The 16,016-nt window shown below is 67.2% G+C and carries 15 protein-coding genes; 9 read left to right on the forward strand and 6 right to left on the reverse strand.

Going from position 1 to position 16,016, the window contains the following annotated elements:
- The first annotated feature begins 3 nt into the window (after positions 1-3).
- Together H7X47_RS19010 and pyk are read left to right on the forward strand one after the other, a co-directional pair.
- Entirely contained in the window at positions 4-1,302 is a 1,299-nt protein-coding gene (locus tag H7X47_RS19010; protein WP_193370308.1) for a glycerate kinase type-2 family protein, read from the forward strand.
- Between the two features lie 64 nt (positions 1,303-1,366).
- Complete coding sequence (gene pyk, locus H7X47_RS19015; protein WP_193370309.1) at positions 1,367-2,785, forward strand: pyruvate kinase; 1,419 nt, start codon at positions 1,367-1,369, stop codon at positions 2,783-2,785.
- Positions 2,786-2,827: 42 nt separating this feature from the next.
- Here the strand turns inward: pyk and H7X47_RS19020 are convergent, their stop codons facing one another.
- A complete protein-coding gene (locus H7X47_RS19020; protein WP_193370310.1) occupies positions 2,828-3,388 on the reverse strand; it encodes a tetratricopeptide repeat protein in 561 nt (186 codons plus the stop codon).
- Between the two features lie 157 nt (positions 3,389-3,545).
- On the opposite strand from H7X47_RS19020, the gene H7X47_RS19025 reads away from it, so the two are divergent.
- The 6 genes from H7X47_RS19025 (at position 3,546) to H7X47_RS19050 (ending at position 8,945) form a co-directional block, all read left to right on the forward strand.
- On the forward strand, positions 3,546-4,628 hold the full coding sequence (locus H7X47_RS19025; protein ID WP_193370311.1) for a M14 family metallopeptidase: 1,083 nt from the start codon (positions 3,546-3,548) through the stop codon (positions 4,626-4,628).
- A gap of 164 nt (positions 4,629-4,792) precedes the next feature.
- On the forward strand, positions 4,793-5,419 hold the full coding sequence (locus H7X47_RS19030) for a TetR/AcrR family transcriptional regulator (RefSeq protein ID WP_193370312.1): 627 nt from the start codon (positions 4,793-4,795) through the stop codon (positions 5,417-5,419).
- 8 nt (positions 5,420-5,427) lie between these two features.
- On the forward strand, positions 5,428-6,579 hold the full coding sequence (locus H7X47_RS19035; RefSeq protein WP_193370313.1) for an efflux RND transporter periplasmic adaptor subunit: 1,152 nt from the start codon (positions 5,428-5,430) through the stop codon (positions 6,577-6,579).
- A complete protein-coding gene (locus H7X47_RS19040; protein WP_193370314.1) occupies positions 6,576-7,709 on the forward strand; it encodes an ABC transporter permease in 1,134 nt (377 codons plus the stop codon). Before H7X47_RS19035 ends, H7X47_RS19040 begins: the two co-directional genes overlap by 4 nt.
- 2 nt (positions 7,710-7,711) lie before the next feature.
- Positions 7,712-8,431 carry an ABC transporter ATP-binding protein gene (locus tag H7X47_RS19045; RefSeq protein ID WP_319633635.1) on the forward strand — a complete coding sequence of 240 codons (720 nt, stop codon included), beginning with the start codon at positions 7,712-7,714 and terminating at the stop codon, positions 8,429-8,431.
- Positions 8,432-8,567: 136 nt separating this feature from the next.
- Positions 8,568-8,945, forward strand: a complete 378-nt coding sequence (locus tag H7X47_RS19050; protein ID WP_193370316.1) for a c-type cytochrome — start codon at positions 8,568-8,570, stop codon at positions 8,943-8,945.
- A gap of 231 nt (positions 8,946-9,176) precedes the next feature.
- On the opposite strand, the gene glcF is transcribed toward H7X47_RS19050, so the two are convergent.
- From glcF to H7X47_RS19075, 5 genes are all read right to left on the reverse strand, one after another.
- On the reverse strand, positions 9,177-10,475 hold the full coding sequence (gene glcF / locus H7X47_RS19055) for a glycolate oxidase subunit GlcF (protein ID WP_193370317.1): 1,299 nt from the start codon (positions 10,473-10,475) through the stop codon (positions 9,177-9,179).
- A 3-nt stretch (positions 10,476-10,478) separates the two neighbouring features.
- Entirely contained in the window at positions 10,479-11,708 is a 1,230-nt protein-coding gene (gene glcE / locus H7X47_RS19060) for a glycolate oxidase subunit GlcE (protein ID WP_193370318.1), read from the reverse strand.
- Between the two features lie 14 nt (positions 11,709-11,722).
- A complete protein-coding gene (locus H7X47_RS19065) occupies positions 11,723-13,210 on the reverse strand; it encodes an FAD-linked oxidase C-terminal domain-containing protein (RefSeq protein WP_193370319.1) in 1,488 nt (495 codons plus the stop codon).
- Between the two features lie 254 nt (positions 13,211-13,464).
- Positions 13,465-13,590, reverse strand: a complete 126-nt coding sequence (gene ykgO / locus H7X47_RS19070) for a type B 50S ribosomal protein L36 (protein WP_193370320.1) — start codon at positions 13,588-13,590, stop codon at positions 13,465-13,467.
- Positions 13,591-13,738: 148 nt separating this feature from the next.
- On the reverse strand, positions 13,739-14,695 hold the full coding sequence (locus H7X47_RS19075) for a class I SAM-dependent methyltransferase (RefSeq protein WP_193370321.1): 957 nt from the start codon (positions 14,693-14,695) through the stop codon (positions 13,739-13,741).
- Between the two features lie 554 nt (positions 14,696-15,249).
- Between H7X47_RS19075 and H7X47_RS19080 the strand changes: the two genes are divergently transcribed.
- Positions 15,250-16,002, forward strand: a complete 753-nt coding sequence (locus H7X47_RS19080; RefSeq protein ID WP_193370322.1) for a transglutaminase-like cysteine peptidase — start codon at positions 15,250-15,252, stop codon at positions 16,000-16,002.
- Positions 16,003-16,016: the final 14 nt, after the last annotated feature.

The raw sequence follows: 16,016 nt of genomic DNA on the forward strand, positions 1-16,016 counted from the left end.
GGCATGGGAGACCCGCAACCCGGCGCATTTCTGCGCCGGCTATTCGATGCTGCCCTAAACGCCGCTGACCCGGCCCAGGCCGTGCCGCGCTTCCTGCCGCCACGCCCCAAGGGGCGTACCCTGGTGGTCGGCGCCGGCAAGGCCGCCGGCGCCATGGCCCGGGCGGTCGAGGACCATTGGAGCGGCGACCTGGAAGGCCTGGTGGTGACCCGCTACGGCCACGCCGTGGCCTGCCAGAGGATCGAGGTGGTCGAGGCCGCCCACCCGGTGCCGGACGAGGCCGGCCTCGACGCCGCCAAGCGCATCCTGGAGAAGGTCCAGGGCCTCGGCCCCGACGACCTGGTGCTTTGCCTCATCTCCGGCGGCGGCTCGGCCCTGCTGTCCCTGCCCGCCGAGGGCATCTCCCTGGAAGAAAAGCAGGCGGTCAACAAGGCGCTCTTGCGCTCCGGCGCGGCCATCGACGAGATGAACTGCCTGCGCAAGCACCTCTCGGCCATCAAGGGCGGACGGCTGGCCGCCGCCGCGGCCCCGGCCAAGGTGGTCAGCCTGCTGATCTCCGATGTGCCGGGCGACGACCCGGCGGTCATCGCCTCCGGCCCCACGGTGCCGGACCCGACCAGTTTCGCCGACGCCCTGGCGATCCTCGATAAGTACGGCATCGACGCCCCCGCCGCAGTGCGCGCGCACCTGGAAGCCGGCGCCGAGGAGACGCCCAAGCCAGGCGACCCGCGCCTGGCCAACTGCGAAACCCATCTCATCGCGCGGCCGCAGGACTCCCTGGAGGCCGCCGCCGCCCTGGCGCGGCAGGAAGGCGTGACGCCGGTCATCCTGGGCGATTCCATCGAGGGAGAGGCCCGCGAGGTGGCCCAGGTCATGGCCGGCATCGCCCGCCAGGCCGCCCGCTTCGGCCAGCCGGCCGAGCCCCCTTGCGTCCTTCTGTCCGGGGGCGAGACCACCGTCACCCTGCGCGGCCAGGGGCGCGGCGGGCGCAATGCCGAGTTCCTTCTGGCCCTCACCGTCGCCCTGGAAGGCGCGCCCGGCAAAGGAACGCCGGGCATCTACGCCCTGGCCTGCGACACCGACGGCATCGACGGCAGCGAGGACAACGCCGGCGCCGTCACCGGCCCCGGCTGCCTGGCCCGCGCCGCCGCCGGCGGGATCGACGCCAAGGCCATGCTGGCGAACAACGACGGCTACGGTTTCTTCTCAGCCCTCAACGACCTGGTGGTCACCGGGCCGACCCTCACCAACGTGAACGATTTCCGCGCCATCCTGGTGACCACGGAAGCCGGCGAAAGCTAGCCGACATCCAAGCGTCATAAATTTTCGACTAGGCTCACACCGAATCCTGGGTAGACTTCGCGCCATGCGACGCCAAAGAAAAGCAAAGATTGTAGCCACGCTCGGCCCCGCCAGTTCCTCCAAGGAGCAGATTCGCGAACTGTTTCGCGCCGGCGCCGACGTATTCCGCCTGAACTTCAGTCACGGCACCCACGACGACCACCGCGAGCGTTACGAGACGATCCGCGAGGTGGAAGCCGAGGTGGAGCGCCCCATCGGCATCCTCGCCGACATGCAGGGCCCGAAACTGCGCATCGGCGAGATGGAAGGCGGCGAGGTCACGCTGAAGGCGGGCCAGCCCTTCCGCCTGGACCTCGACGAGACGCCGGGCAACGACAAGCGCGCCCCGCTGCTGCATCCGGAGATCTTCGCCGCCATCTCGCCCGGCACCTCGCTGCTGATCGACGACGGCAAGCTGCAGCTGGAGGTGCTGGACTGCGCGCCCGGCCACGCCGACACTAAGGTGATCACCGGTGGTCCCTTGCGCGACCACAAGGGCGTGAACCTGCCGGGCGTGATCCTGCCGATCTCCCCCATCACCGAGAAGGACCGCGCCGACCTGGAGTTCGCGCTGGAGCTGGGCTGCGACTGGATCGCCCTGTCCTTCATCCAGCGCCCGGAGGACCTGACCGAGGCGCGCCGGCTGATCGGCGACCGCGCGCTGATCATGACCAAGGTCGAAAAACCCGCCGCCCTGGACTGCCTGTCGCAGCTCATCGCGCTGTCCGACGCCATCATGGTGGCGCGCGGCGACCTGGGCGTGGAGATGCCGCCGGAGAGCATCCCCAGCCGCCAGAAGCAGATCATTCACGCCTGCCGCCTGTCCGGCGTGCCGGTGGTGGTGGCGACCCAGATGCTGGAGTCCATGATCGCCGCCCCGGCCCCGACCCGCGCCGAGGCCCCCGACGTGGCGACCGCCGTCTACGACGGCGCAGACGCGGTGATGCTTTCCGCCGAGTCCGCCGCCGGCAAGTATCCGAAAGAAGCCGTCACCTTCATGGACCGCATCATCGCCTCGACCGAGGCCGATCCCGCCTACCGTGGCCTGCTGCATTCGCGCGAGGGCGAGCCGGAGGCGACCGGCGCCGACGCCATCTCAGCCGCCGCCTCGCAGGTCGCCTCGACGCTCTCCACCGCGGCCATCGTCAACTACACCATGTCCGGCTCCACCGCCCTGCGCGCCGCGCGCCAGCGCCCCGACGTGCCGATCATGGTCTTCACCAATGAGATCCGCACCGCGCGCCGCCTGGCGGTGCTGTGGGGTGCCCACTGCCTCCATACCGAGGACGTCTCCAACACCCAGGAGATGGTGGAGAAGGCCTGCCGCCTGGCCGTGCGCGAAGGCTTCGCCGACCTGGGCGATACCCTGGTGATCACCGCGGGCGTGCCCTTCAAGACGCCGGGCACTACCAACATGCTGCGCATCGCCCGGGTAGAACAGTAGCCGGGGAAGGCACCGAGCACGAGCCGCTCTAGGCGCTTCTCTTCAGATATCCCGGTCCTGCAGCAGCTTGCGCAGGCGCGACGCATTGATCGCCGCCGAGGTCAGGTTGGGGTGGATCGCCAGGGCGTCCTCGAAGGCCTTGAGCGCGCGTGGCGCATCCTCCAACTCGGCATAGACCAGGCCGCGCCCGGCCAGGGCGCCGAAATGGCGCGGTTCCAGCGCCAGTGTCTTGTCGATGTCGGCCAGGGACTTCTCGTAGTTGCCGAGCAGGTAGTGCACCGTCGCCCGCTTGTTCCAGCCCTCGGCGAAGTCCGGGGCGATCAGCACCATCTGCTCGAACTTGCCGAGCGCGCGGGGGTAGTTGCCCTGCTGCATCGCCTCAAGCCCGTCGTGCATGAGGACTTGCACCGCGCCGTCGTCCGACTGAACCCAGATCGACCAGATGAGCCCCTCCACCAGCTGCGCCTCGCCCGGCCCCGGGGCTTCGAGCAACCGCACGAAGAGCGCCTCCAGGCGTGCGTCATTCTGGTCGGCGCGCGCCGGCGCGCTCAACGCCAGACAGGCGCAGAAGGCGGCGAGAATTGCGATCGCTGTGATTGGCAAGCGCTTCATTCTGTGGATTATGACGGAATCACCTGTTCAGCCAAAGCCCTGACGATAAACCCAGGTTTCACAATTCTTTGATGGCGCCCGAATTGGCGCGGCGCTGCCGTTTTCGACCTGCACGCAACGACCGCTCATGCAACAAGGAGACCGCCGCATGACAGGTGCCGCCCATTTCTCTTCCGACTATTCCGAAGCGCGGCGACGCTTCGTCGTGGCCGCGGAGGATGCCGGTGCCAGGCTCACCAGCTATGCGCACCCAGGGCGCGGTCCGGAGGGTGAAGAGCTGGCGACCGACGTCGCCTGGCTGGGGCCGGAGGACGCCAAAAACGTGCTCGTCACCCTCTCCGGCACCCACGGCGTGGAGGGCTTCTGCGGCTCGGGCGTGCAGACGGGCTGGTTCGACAGCGGCCTGGCCGGCGAACAGGACGCGGAGACCGCCTACATGGCGGTGCACGCGATCAACCCGCACGGCTTCGCCTGGTTGCGTCGTGTCACCGAGGATAACGTGGATCTGAACCGCAACTTCGTGGACTTCGCGGGGGACCTGCCCGACAACCCCGGCTACGACGAGCTGGCCGAGGCGCTCTGCCCGGCGACCTGGGACGACGCCACCATCGCCGCGACACGCGAAGTGCTGGCTGCCTATGCCGAGGAGCACGGGCCGGCCGGCCTGCAGGCCGCCATCACCAACGGCCAGTACAGCCACGCCGACGGCATCTTCTTCGGTGGCGCCGCGCCCACCTGGTCACACCTGACGCTGAAGCGGATCTTCCGACACCACCTCTCGCGGGCCGGGCGGGTCGCGGTCATCGACTACCACACCGGCCTCGGCCCGCGCGGTCACGGCGAGCGCATCTGCCCGACGGCGCCGGACTCGCCGCTTCTCGCGCGCGTGCGCGAGTGGTACGGCGAGGATTTCACCTGCCCGGCGCTCGGCACCTCCTCGGCGACGGAGATCCGGGGTTTCAACGTCATCGGCATGGAAGAGGCCCTGCCCGGCGCGGAGCTGACCGCGGTCGCCCTTGAGTACGGCACCCTGCCGACTGAGCAGGTGAAGCTGGCCCTGCGCGCCGACAACTGGCTGCACCTGCACGGCGACCCGGAAAGCGCCAAGGGCAAGGCCATCAAGGCGCAGATCCGCGAGGCCTTCTATCAGGACGCCGACGACTGGAAGGAGCTGATCTGGGAGCGCGCGCTGGAGACCCAGCGCCTGGCGCTCGCCGGCCTGGCGGGCTAGCCCCCTTTCTCACCTGCCATTCCGGGTGCCGGCCCCCGCGGCCGGCCCGCCAGAGATGTAAGGCGACCAAAGGGCCGCCGTCCTTTCCCCCGTACCTCTCTCACCCATTGACAGCCGCCGCCGCAGTTACTAGCTAGTGAGTAATCACTAACTAAGGGATCCCCATGCGCGTTCGGAAAACTGCGGAAGCCCGCAAGGCCGAAATCATCGACGCCGCCCTCCGCCTCGCCGACAGGCTCGGACCCGAGCGGCTGACCACCGAGGCCGTCGCGCAGGCCGTGGGCCTGACCCAGCCCGGAATATTCCGGCATTTTCCCACGAAGAAGGACCTGTGGGAGGCCGTCGCCGCCCATGTCGGCGCGACGATGGAATCGCGCTGGCAGAAGGCCCGGAGTGCGGACGCCGCGCCCCTGGACCAGATCCGCGCGCTGATCGCCGCGCAGCTGCGGCTGATTCAGTCCACGCCGGCGATCCCGGCCATCCTGTTTTCGCGGGAGCTCCACACCAAGAACAAGGGTCTGCGCAGCGCCTTCCACGGCCTCCTGGGTCGCTTCCACCGGAGGGTTGCCGGCCTGGCCGCGCGCGCAAGAGACGCAGGCGCGCTGCGCGGCGATCTCGATCCGGAAGACGTGGCTTTTCTCATCATCGCCCTGGTCCAGGGGCTTGCTGTGCGATGGTCGATCAGCGGGCGCAGCTTCGACCTGGCGGGCGAAGGCGCGCGCCTTCTCGATATCCAACTGAGCGGGCTCGTCAAGGAGAATGCCGAAAAGTGCGGGGGCCGCCAGCCGTGAAGCGTCATATGGTCCGCTACTTCCTGCCACTGCTCGTGATCGTCACCTTGGGACTGACCGGCTATTGGTTCATCACCCTGCGCCCCCTCGCGGTCGAAGTGGCAAGACCCGTTGAAGATGTGCCGGTGGAGGTTTTCGGCCTGGGCACCATGGAGGCCCGAATCCTTTCCAGAATCGGTTTTGAGGTCGGGGCAGCGCTGGTCGAACTGAATGCCGATCATGGCGACCGGGTGAAGCAAGGCGATGTCCTGGCGCGCCTGCATGGCGCCCAGCAGGAGGCGCGCGTGGCCAAGGCCAGGGCCGGTGTGATCAATGCCGAAGCGGCGGTGAGTATGGCGGAGGCCGCCGTGGGCAAAGCCCGCGCGATCCTTGCTCAGAAACAGCAGGCGAACAAACGCAAGCAGGCACTCGTCGCCCGCCAGACGGTTTCAGTCGAAGTAGCCGAGGAAGCGCAGATGGAGGAAGACGTGGCCGCCGCCGAGCTCGCGGTGGCGCTCAGCGATGTCGAAGTGGCGAAAGCCGCCCTTGACGACGCAAAGGCCCAACATCGGCTTGAGCGAGTCCTGCTGGAACAGCATGTCCTGATCGCGCCCTATGATGCAGTCGTCGTGGAGCGTCACAAAGAGCTGGGAGCGGTGCTCGCCGCTGGCGAAACGCTATTCACCCTGGTCTCCCCGGAAACCGTATGGGTCCTCGCCTACGTCGACGAAGCGCGTGCGGGTGGCATCCGGCTGGGTCAGCCCGCCAAAGTCCGCCTGCGCTCACAGCCCCGGCGCACGTTCAAAGGCCATGTCACGCGCATCGCCATCGAAAGCGACCGCGTCAGCGAAGAACGCCGTGTCTACATTGCCTGTGACCGTTGCCCGGAGAGCTTTCATCTGGGCGAACAGGCCGAGGTCCTCATCCGAACGGCCGTACTCGAGAAGCCTCTGCTGATCCCGGAAGCCGCGGTCGAGGGCTTCGACGGGGCCCAAGGGTCGATCTGGACGGTCGAGGCCGGCGCGCTTCGGCAGCGCAATGTGACGTTCGGGGAGCGGACGCTTGATTCCCGGCTGGAGATCGTCGGCGGCCTGCCGGATGGCGCAGAGATCGTTCGCACGCTGCGCCCGGGGTTTCGGGAAGGCCGCACGGCGACGGCGGAGGAGCATGACGCGCCATGAATCTGGCCTACCGGGACATCCGTCACAATCTCGGCCGCTTCCTGCTGACCTGCTTCGGCCTCAGCCTGCTGCTGGGGGTAGTGCTTTCCATGATCGGCATCTATCGGGGGCTTGTCGAAGATGCCCTGACACTGGTCCGCACACCCGGCGTCGATGTCTGGGTCGTCGAGTCGGGTACGCGCGGGCCTTTCGCCGAGTCCTCGCGCATTCCCGGCGACACACGCGAAGCGATTGCCCGCCTCCAGGGCGTCGAGGCGGCGGGCGCCGTGACCTATCAGTCGATCGAGACCTCCCACAAGGGAAACAAGCTTCGGTTTTATGTGGTCGGCTACGAGCTCGGCCGTCCGGGCGGGCCCGACCAGATCGTCTCCGGCCGCACCATCGGCCGGAGCCGCTACGAGATGGTGGCCGACAGGCGGGCGCGACTGGCGCTCGGCGAAGGAATACAGCTGGGCCGCGACACCTTCACCGTCGTCGGCCTGACCGACGGGCAGGTGTCCTCCGGTGGCGACCCGGTCGTCTACGTCACACTGAGGGATTCCCAGGAACTGCAGTTCGAGCTGGCACCGCCCGCGGCGCGCCGAGAGATTGCGCGGGGCACGGCACCCGGCAACACGGACACGATCAATGCTGTCGTCGCCCATGTCTCGCCGAACGTGCCAGCGGACAGCGTGGTGATAAGCGCGCGCCGGTGGAAGCATCTGGCGGCCACAACGCAGGCCGGCCAGGAACACATCCTGACAAGTTCGGTCGTTGAGCGGGCACGCAAACAGATCGGACTGTTCACGGCGATCCTCTTAATGGTTTCCGCGGTGATCATCGCATTGATTCTCTACACGATGACCATGGACAAGCTTCGGGAGATAGCCACCCTTAAGCTCATCGGGGCATCGGACCGAACAATCATCGGCCTGATACTGCAACAGGCGCTCGCGATGGGAATCTTCGGCTTTGCTCTCGGAGCGCTTCTGATCACCACGATTAAGGACTTCTTTCCCCGCCGCGTCGTGCTCCAGCCGGAGGACGGGCTGGCGCTCGCGGCGGTGGTGATCCTTGTTTGTGTCGTTTCAAGCGGCCTCGGCGTTCGGCTCGCTCTCAAGGTCGATCCGGCGACGGCGCTGGGGGGATGATCGTGAGCGAAGTGACCCGGCCGGCCCCGCTTGTCCAAGTGCACAAGGTTTCAAAGCACTTTGGCGAAGACGAAACCCGCGTCGATGCCCTCCGCGACGTAAGCCTGGAAGTCTCTCCAGGACAGGTGGTCGCGCTTCTGGGACCGAGCGGATCGGGCAAGACGACGCTCCTGAACGTCATAGGCTGCATCCTCGAGCCGAGCAGCGGACGGATAATACTGGACGGTGAGGTCGTCTACGACGGGCGCTGGCTGCGCTCTGACTTGCGCCGGCTGCGGCTTGAGAAGGTTGGGTTCATTTTCCAGTTCCACAATCTACTCCCCTTCCTCAACAGCACCGACAATGTCGCCGTGGTGCTCAATCTTGCAGGCTATGCCGCGGCGGAAGCCAAGCGGCGCGCTGTCGAACTGCTGGACTATCTGGACGTGGCACACCGCAGAGATGCCATGCCCGCCAGCCTGTCCGGGGGTGAGGCTCAGCGAGTCGCGATCGCCCGCGCCCTCGCCAACCATCCCAGAATCATTCTCGCCGATGAGCCCACCGCGGCACTGGATTCACAACGGGCGGGAATCGTCATGGATCTGCTGCGCAAGGTCGCGGCCGAGCAGGATGCCGCGATTCTGGCGGTGACACATGACGAGAAGATCTTCGACCGCTTCGACCGAATATTCCACCTGAGAGATGGCGCTCTCGAGACGGAGACATCAAACGTCTTCGGGTGACATCGCTTCTTGCGCTCCCTGCCCGGGCTTGTCCCTGGCATCCAGGGGCGAGCGACGATACGGCAGTCCCGGACCCTCGGGACAAACTCCAGGGTGACAATTGAGCGAGGAGACCACCTTGCGCTAGACTGGGCGCATGCCTAGGAAAGCACCGCTGCTGCCGGCCGCCTTCGCCCTCCTTGTCGCCCTGCCCTCACCTGGGGAGGCGGCGGGCGACGCCGAGAAGGGACGGCAGATCGCCGTCGACCACTGCTCGCGCTGCCACGTGGTGCCCGACTACGACCCCTATGGCGGCATCGACAGCACGCCGTCCTTCCGCCTGCTGGCGCGGCGCGACGACTACCTGGAGCGCTTTCAGACCTTCTTCGAGCGCCCGCCGCACCCGGTGGTGGTGCGCATTCCCGGCGTGGAGCCGCCCACCGACGACCCGGCCTTCGTCGCCACCTTCCAGATCCAGCCCGAGCAGGTCGACGACATCGTCGCCTACGCCAAGAAGCTGCACGCAGAGCAGTAGCTCGATGACCGTCATGCTCGGATTGGTTCCGAGTATCCAGGGCGACCACTCATCGCCTGCCGCTCAGCCTCTTCTGTCGTCCCGGGACTAGGTCCCCGGACCCAATGGCGCCTGCGACTGCCGATGTCCTGAGAGCGGCCAGGGCAATGGGTCCCGGCAATGAATGCCGGGACGGCAGCCCAGGGTGTGGCGCGACAAGCATGTGCCAGAGGCACAAGCGAGGGTGGCGTCTCAGGAAGCGCCCTTCTCCAGCGCCCGCGGCTGCGGGCCGCCGGTGGCCCAGTCGAGCAGCTCCACCGTGTGCACCACCGGAATGCCGGTGCCGCCGGCGATCTGCGTCATGCAGCCGATGTTGCCGGTGGCGATGACGTCGGGTTTCGTACTCTCGATGTTGGCGACCTTGCGCGCCTTGAGGCGCCCGGCGATTTCCGGTTGCAGCAGGTTGTAGGTGCCTGCCGAGCCGCAGCAGAGATGCCCCTCCGGCACCTCCTTCACGGAAAAGCCCGCCGCCGTCAGCAGGGCCTTGGGCTCGCGGCGGATCTGCTGGCCGTGCTGCATGGAGCAGGCGGAGTGGTAGGCGACGGTGAGCGGCCGCCCCGCCGCCGCGCCCTTCAGGCCAAGGGTGTCCAGGAACTCGGTCACGTCCCTGGTCAGCGCCGAGACCTTCGCCGCCTTGTCCTTCCAGGCGGTGTCCTCGCGCAGCATGAAGCCGTAGTCCTTCACCGTGGTGCCGCAGCCCGAGGCGTTGATGATGATGGCGTCGAGCCCGCCTTGCTCCAGCTCGCGCGTCCAGGCGGCGACGTTGGCCCGGGCATCGTCGAGCGCTGCCTCCTCCTTGCCCATGTGATGCACCAGGGCGCCGCAGCAGCCGGCCCCCCTGGCCACCACCACCTCGACCCCGTGGCGGGTCAAGAGGCGCACCGTGGCCTCGTTGATCTCCGGCGCCAGCACCTTCTGGGCGCAGCCGGTCATCAGCGCCACGCGGGCGCGTCGCGGCCCCTGGGCAGCAATCACCTGCGGCTTGTCGAGGCGGCTGGGCGGACGGGTCTCGCTCGGCGCCATGGCCAGCAGGCCTTTCAGGCGGCCCGGCATGAGGCCCGCCAGCGGCTTGGCGAAGAAGGCGCCCAGGAGCGCCAGGCGGAAACGGTAGGGGTGCGGGATGACGAAAGCCAGCAGCCAGCGCAGGGAACGGTCAGGCAGCGGACGCCTGTAGGTCTTCTCGATGTGGCTGCGGGCGTGGTCCACCAGGTGCATGTAGTGCACGCCAGAGGGACAGGTGGTCATGCAGGACAGGCAGGAAAGGCAGCGGTCGATGTGCCGGACCACCTTCTCAGTCGCCGCGCGGTCGTTCTCCAGCATGTCCTTGATCAGGTAGATGCGCCCGCGCGGGCTGTCCAGCTCGTCGCCCAGCAGGGTGTAGGTCGGGCAGGTCGCCGTGCAGAAGCCGCAGTGCACGCAGTTGCGCAGGATCCTGTTGGCCTCCGCAATATTGGGATCGGCGAGCTGGGCCAGGGTGAAGTTGGTCTGCATCTATCAGATTCCCGCGTACATGCGGCCCGGGTTCAGCACGCGCTTGGGATCGAAGCCGTCCTTCACCTTTTCGCTGAGCATCGCTTTCGCCGCGTCCTGCGGCTGGAACACCGCCTCGGCGGCGCGCAGCGCCTCGGGCGCGCGGACCAGGGTCGCGTGGCCGCCCCCCGCCGCGGCAACGGCGGCGCGCACCTCTCCGGCGCCCGCGTCTCCGACCGCGGGCAAGGCCAGCCAGATGAGGCCGCCGCCCCAATCATAGAAGGCTTCCCCCTCACCGATCGCCGCAACAACGCCGGGCCCAGCGGAGGGGGCGACGGAAATACGCCAGACGGCGAGGCCTTCCTGTCCGACGAAAGGCCGCACGTCACGCAGCTCCTGCCAGAAGGCCAGCGAGTTGTGGCTGTGCAGCTCTTCCGTCGCGCCCAGGTCGGCGAGTTCCTTTCGCAAAGCGGCGCAGCGGTATTCCACCGAGGGGTCCGGGCCTTCCAGGCGCAAGGCCGTCACCGCCGTGCCGGCCCCGGTCACATAGGTCACTGCGGACTTCGCCGCCTGGGCCGCCGGCAGGTGGGCCGCGCCGGAAACCTCGTGCGGCGAACCGAGCGCCCGCGTCATGGCGGCCAGGGCCGTCGCGTCGTCGAGGCCGGTCACCAGCACGGTCCAGGTCTTTTCCGGGCGCGGCAGCACCTTCACCGTCACGTCGGTCATCACGGCCAGGGTGCCATAGGAGCCGCAGAGCAGCTTGCAGAGGTCATAGCCCGTTACGTTCTTCACCACGCGGCCGCCGGACTTGAAGAGCTCGCCGCGGCCGGAGACCGCCTGCAGTCCCAGGAAGTGGTCGCGCGCCGCCCCGGCCTTGATGCGCCGCGGGCCGGAGAGGTTGCAGGCCAGCACCCCGCCGAGGGTGGCGGCGCCCGCCGCCCCGCCCAGCAGCGGGCCGAGGTCCGCCGGCTCGAAGGCCAGCATCTGGCGCTTTTCTTCCAGCACCGCCTCGATCTCCGCCAGCGGCGTGCCGGCGCGCGCGGAGAGCACCAGTTCCTCCGGCTCGTAGAGGGTGATGCCGGTGAGGCGCGACAGATCAAGGCTGTGGGCGGCCTGCACCGGGCGGCCGAGCGCGCGCTTGCTGCCGCGGCCGGCGACCTCCAGGGGCGCTTCCTGCGAGACCGCCCAGGCCACCGCCTCGGTCACCTGGTCGCGGGTCTCCGGCGCGAGGGTCTCCGCCTTCTGCGATTCCATACCTGGCTCTCTCGTTAGAAGCGGGGAAGGTCCGGGAAGGGCAGCTTGCCGCCGCTGATGTGCATGCGCCCCAACTCGGCGCAGCGGTGAAGCTGCGGGAACACCTTGCCGGGGTTCAGCAGCGCCTCCGGATCGAAGGCGCACTTCACGCGCTGCTGCTGCTTCAGATCGGTCTCGTTGAACATCGCGCCCATGAGGTCGCGTTTCTCGACGCCGACGCCGTGCTCGCCGGTCAAGACGCCGCCGACCTCGACGCAGAGCTTCAGGATGTCGGCGCCGAAGTCCTCGGCCTTTTCCAACTCGCCCGGCTTGTTGGCGTCATAGAGGATCAGCGGGTGCAGGTTGCCGTCGCCGGCATGGAAGACATTGGCGACGCGCAGGCCGTAGTGCTCGCTGAACTCGCGCATGCGCCGCAGCACCACCGGCAGCTGGGCGCGTGGGATGGTGCCGTCCATGCAGTAGTAGTCCGGCGAGATGCGCCCCACCGCCGGGAAGGCCGCCTTGCGCCCGGCCCAGAAGGTCATGCGCTCTTCCTCGTTCTCGCTGATGCGGCTGGTGACGGCGCCGTTCTCCTCGCAGATCCGCGAGACCTCCCCGATCAGGTAGTCGACCTCGGCCTGGGGGCCGTCCAGTTCGACGATCAGCAGCGCCTCGACGTCGCGCGGATAACCGGCATGGACGAAGTCCTCCGCCGCGTGGATCGCCGGCTTGTCCATCATCTCCATGCCGCCGGGGATGATGCCGGCGGCGATGATGGCGGCCACCGCGTCGCCGGCCTGCTCGTTGGTCGGAAAGCCGAGCAGCAGGGCGCGCGCCGTCTCCGGCTTCTTCAGCAGGCGCACCGTCACCTCGGTGACCACGCCCAGCAGACCCTCCGAGCCGGTCATGATGCCCAGCAGGTCGTAGCCCTCGGCGTCCAGGTGCTTGCCGCCCAGGCGCAGGATGGTGCCGTCCATCAGCACCATTTCCAGGCCCAGCAGGTTGTTGGTGGTCAGGCCGTATTTCAGGCAGTGCACGCCGCCGGAGTTCTCCGCCACGTTGCCGCCGATGGTGCAGGCAATCTGGCTGGAGGGGTCCGGCGCGTAGTAGAAGCCCTGGTCCTCCACCGCCTTGGTGATGGCCAGGTTGGTGACGCCCGGCTGCACCACGGCGCAGCGGTTGTCGAAGTCGATCTCCAGGACCCGGTTGAACTTGCCGAGGCCGAGGATGATGCCGTCGGCCAGCGGCAGGGCGCCGCCGGAAAGCGAGGTGCCGGCCCCGCGCGGCACCACCTTCACGCCGCGCGCCTGGCAGACCTTCAGCACCTCGGAAACCTGCTGCGTGGTCTCCGGCAGGACGACGATCAGGGGAAGCTGGCGGTAGGCGGTCAGGCCGTCGGTCTCGTAGGCCTTCAGCTCCTCCGCGTCGACGATCACCCCCTCGCCGGGGACGATGGCGCGCAGGGCGGTGACGATATCGGCCTTGGCGTCGATGACGCCCTGGTCCGGCTCCGGCATCTGCATGGGCACGTCTCTCCCTGGACTCCGCCCGCCTGGACCCAAAAAGGGCGCGGGGCAATTGGTATTACCAATTTTTCGGAGACTATGGCGCGCCGCGCCGGTGGGGTCAATGGCCCAGGCCGCACCGGTGCAGAAAATGGCGGAAATCCGGGACTCGGCGGAAGAATCTAGGCAAACGCAAGGCCGCGCCCGTTTCAGGGCGCGGCCTTGCTTGCGTTTCAGAGCTCCAAACCGCCGGCAGCGCCGGCGGGAGCGGTTCAGCCCTGGCGGGCCTTGAAGCGCGGATTCTTCTTGTTGATCACGTAGACGCGACCCTTGCGGCGCACGACGCGGCAGCCTTTTTCGCGCAGTTTCGCGGTCTTGAGAGAGTTAACGACCTTCATTTCTCTATCCTCTTTGCGCCCGCAGCTTTACGGGGCCGGGCCTCGCCGGCGCGCGGGAAGCCGGAACATAGGCAGCGCGGCAGGGCCTGTCAACCTCGTAAAAGCCCGGAAATGAGCCCTTTTTCGCCCCTCTGGGCCGGGACCGGCCCTACCAGTCGGAGAGCATCTTTTCCGCTTCTTTCTTCAGGGCGTGAAAGCGGCAGATTCTAAGGGCCCCGGCGTCGATGGCCTTGGTCCGGCGGGTCCACAGCTCGACGGCGTCGGTGATCGCCTCGGCGGTCTTCTTGTCGACCGACTTGCCCTTGAGGCTGGACAGGAAGCGCGCCCAACTGGAGGTGATGATGCCGTAGACCTCTTCGGTGATGTCTTCCTTGATGCGGATGTCCAGGCGGGCCTCGGTCAGGGCGACCTCGTAGTCGCGCATGGTCCAGGGATTGGGCTTCTTGGGCTCGCCATCGGCCCAGTTGAAGACGGCCCGCTCGTCGGCGCCCTCGGCCACGACGTAGTCGGTGAAGAGGAGCTGGCCGCGCGGCTTGATCATGTTGATGATCTCTTTCAGCAAGCGGTCCTTGTCCTCCACCAGATAGAGAGATTCCTTGGAAAAGACGCAGTCGGTGGAGTTCTCCCGGAATTCGTACTTGTCCATGTCGAAGTAGTGGATCGGCGCGCGCTTGGCGAGACCGGCCATAGTGGAGAGTTCCATGCCCGCATCGGCGACCTCGCGGTCGGCCTCCAGGCCGGTGATCCAGATGTCGAATTTCTCGGAGATCAGCCGCGTCGCGCCGCCCAGGCCCGCGCCCACGTCGATGACGGTGAAGGCCGGGTCCAGGCCGAAAGGCTTGACCAGCTTCAGGATGTAGTTCTCGTCGCCCGGCCCGGACATGCCCTTGCCCCAGAGCTGCTGCATGACCTCCAGGCGTTTGGATAGGAGTTCAGGCTGCTCGTAGCGCACGGCATCCTGCGTCAGATCCCCCATCTCCACGGGGATCTGCTGTTTTTTTCGGATCGCCAGATCATAGCCTTCCCACCAGGCCTTCAGACGGACCCAGAAGGGGATCTTGGCTTTGCCGGCCGGCGCAGCGGCCGCTCTCGACAACAGTGCCATTGGCACCTTTCTTCATCGTTCAAATGTCCCCCCAGCCGCCCGTGCGGCGCTAGAGACGGGCTGGGCCACGACATCGTTAACGGCAAATGGCAAACAATCGCTTAATACGGCACTCAGCCTGGGGCCGCGGGGGTTAGCGCAGAGGGCCGGTGGCCCCAGCGCGGGAGCCGAAAACAGGTCGCCATCGCGCCCGGCCGCCACGGGTTCGCAGCGACCGGCGCCGGCGTTAACCATAGAAGGCTTGAGCGCAGGCCGCCCTCCTCCCGCAACGGGCGGCCTCCCACTTTCGCGCTGCGCGAAAATCATAAGATTTTGCAACCTTTTCGACAATGATCGCTTTATACTCCCGGGAAAGACTAGCTGATTCGGTTAGGTCACCCTTCGCCATCGATCGGCGGCATCTCATTTCATCAGCTGGCGACCGCCATGGGAGGAGCCGGATCCGCCGAGGCTCAATTTCGGGTGACTGGTTGCTCTGAAACCGGCGCGGAGCTGACCCTTCAGCGATAGGGAAGGTCGAAGTAGCTGTGAGGAACGGACGAAAATTCACCGCAGTGTCTCTGCCCGGGCTCTTGGGCCTCTTCTGCCTGGGCGTCCTGCTTGCCGCGCCGCGCCCGGTCGCGGGCCAGGACCTCGCAAGCATGATCCAGGCCACCAAGAACGCGCAGGACGAGAACACCCTCTTCGGCTCGATCGAGATCCGCTCCGACTCCCTTAAGGGCCTGCAGCAATGGCAGCGGGTGGTCAGTGCCATGCGCACCGCCGGCCCCGCCTTCAACAACTGCGCCAAGAGCGCCGGCGCCTGCACCACGTCGATGCTGAAAAGGTGGCGCGAAATCGTCGTTGCCGCCCAACGCCTGCCGCACAATGAACGGCTCAAGTCCGTCAACACCTACTTTAACGGCTGGCCCTACAAGCTGGACATGGAAGTCTACGGCGTGCGCGAGTACTGGGCGACGCCCAAGGAGTTCATCATCCGCTCGGGCGACTGCGAGGACTACTCCATCGCCAAGTACTACGCCCTGCGCAACGTCGGCTTCAGCAAGGACGAACTGCGCATCGTCGCCCTGCGCGACACCATCCGGGGCTTCGGCCACGCGGTCATGGCGGCCTACGTCAACGGCGACATCCTGATCCTGGACAACACCTCCCAACTCGTCCTCTCGCACAAGAAGTACGGCCACTACGAGCCCCAGGTGTCGATGAACGAGACCTCCCGCTGGGCTCACGTGCCCGGGAAGAAAAGAGAACTCAAGGCCCCCTCGGGCTTCGCCCTCTCGGCCAGCACGCTGTTCCAGAAACGCTGATAGCAGAGGCAGAT

The sequence above is a fragment of the Pelagibius marinus genome, assembly GCF_014925385.1.
Classification (GTDB): Bacteria; Pseudomonadota; Alphaproteobacteria; order Kiloniellales; family Kiloniellaceae; genus Pelagibius; species Pelagibius marinus.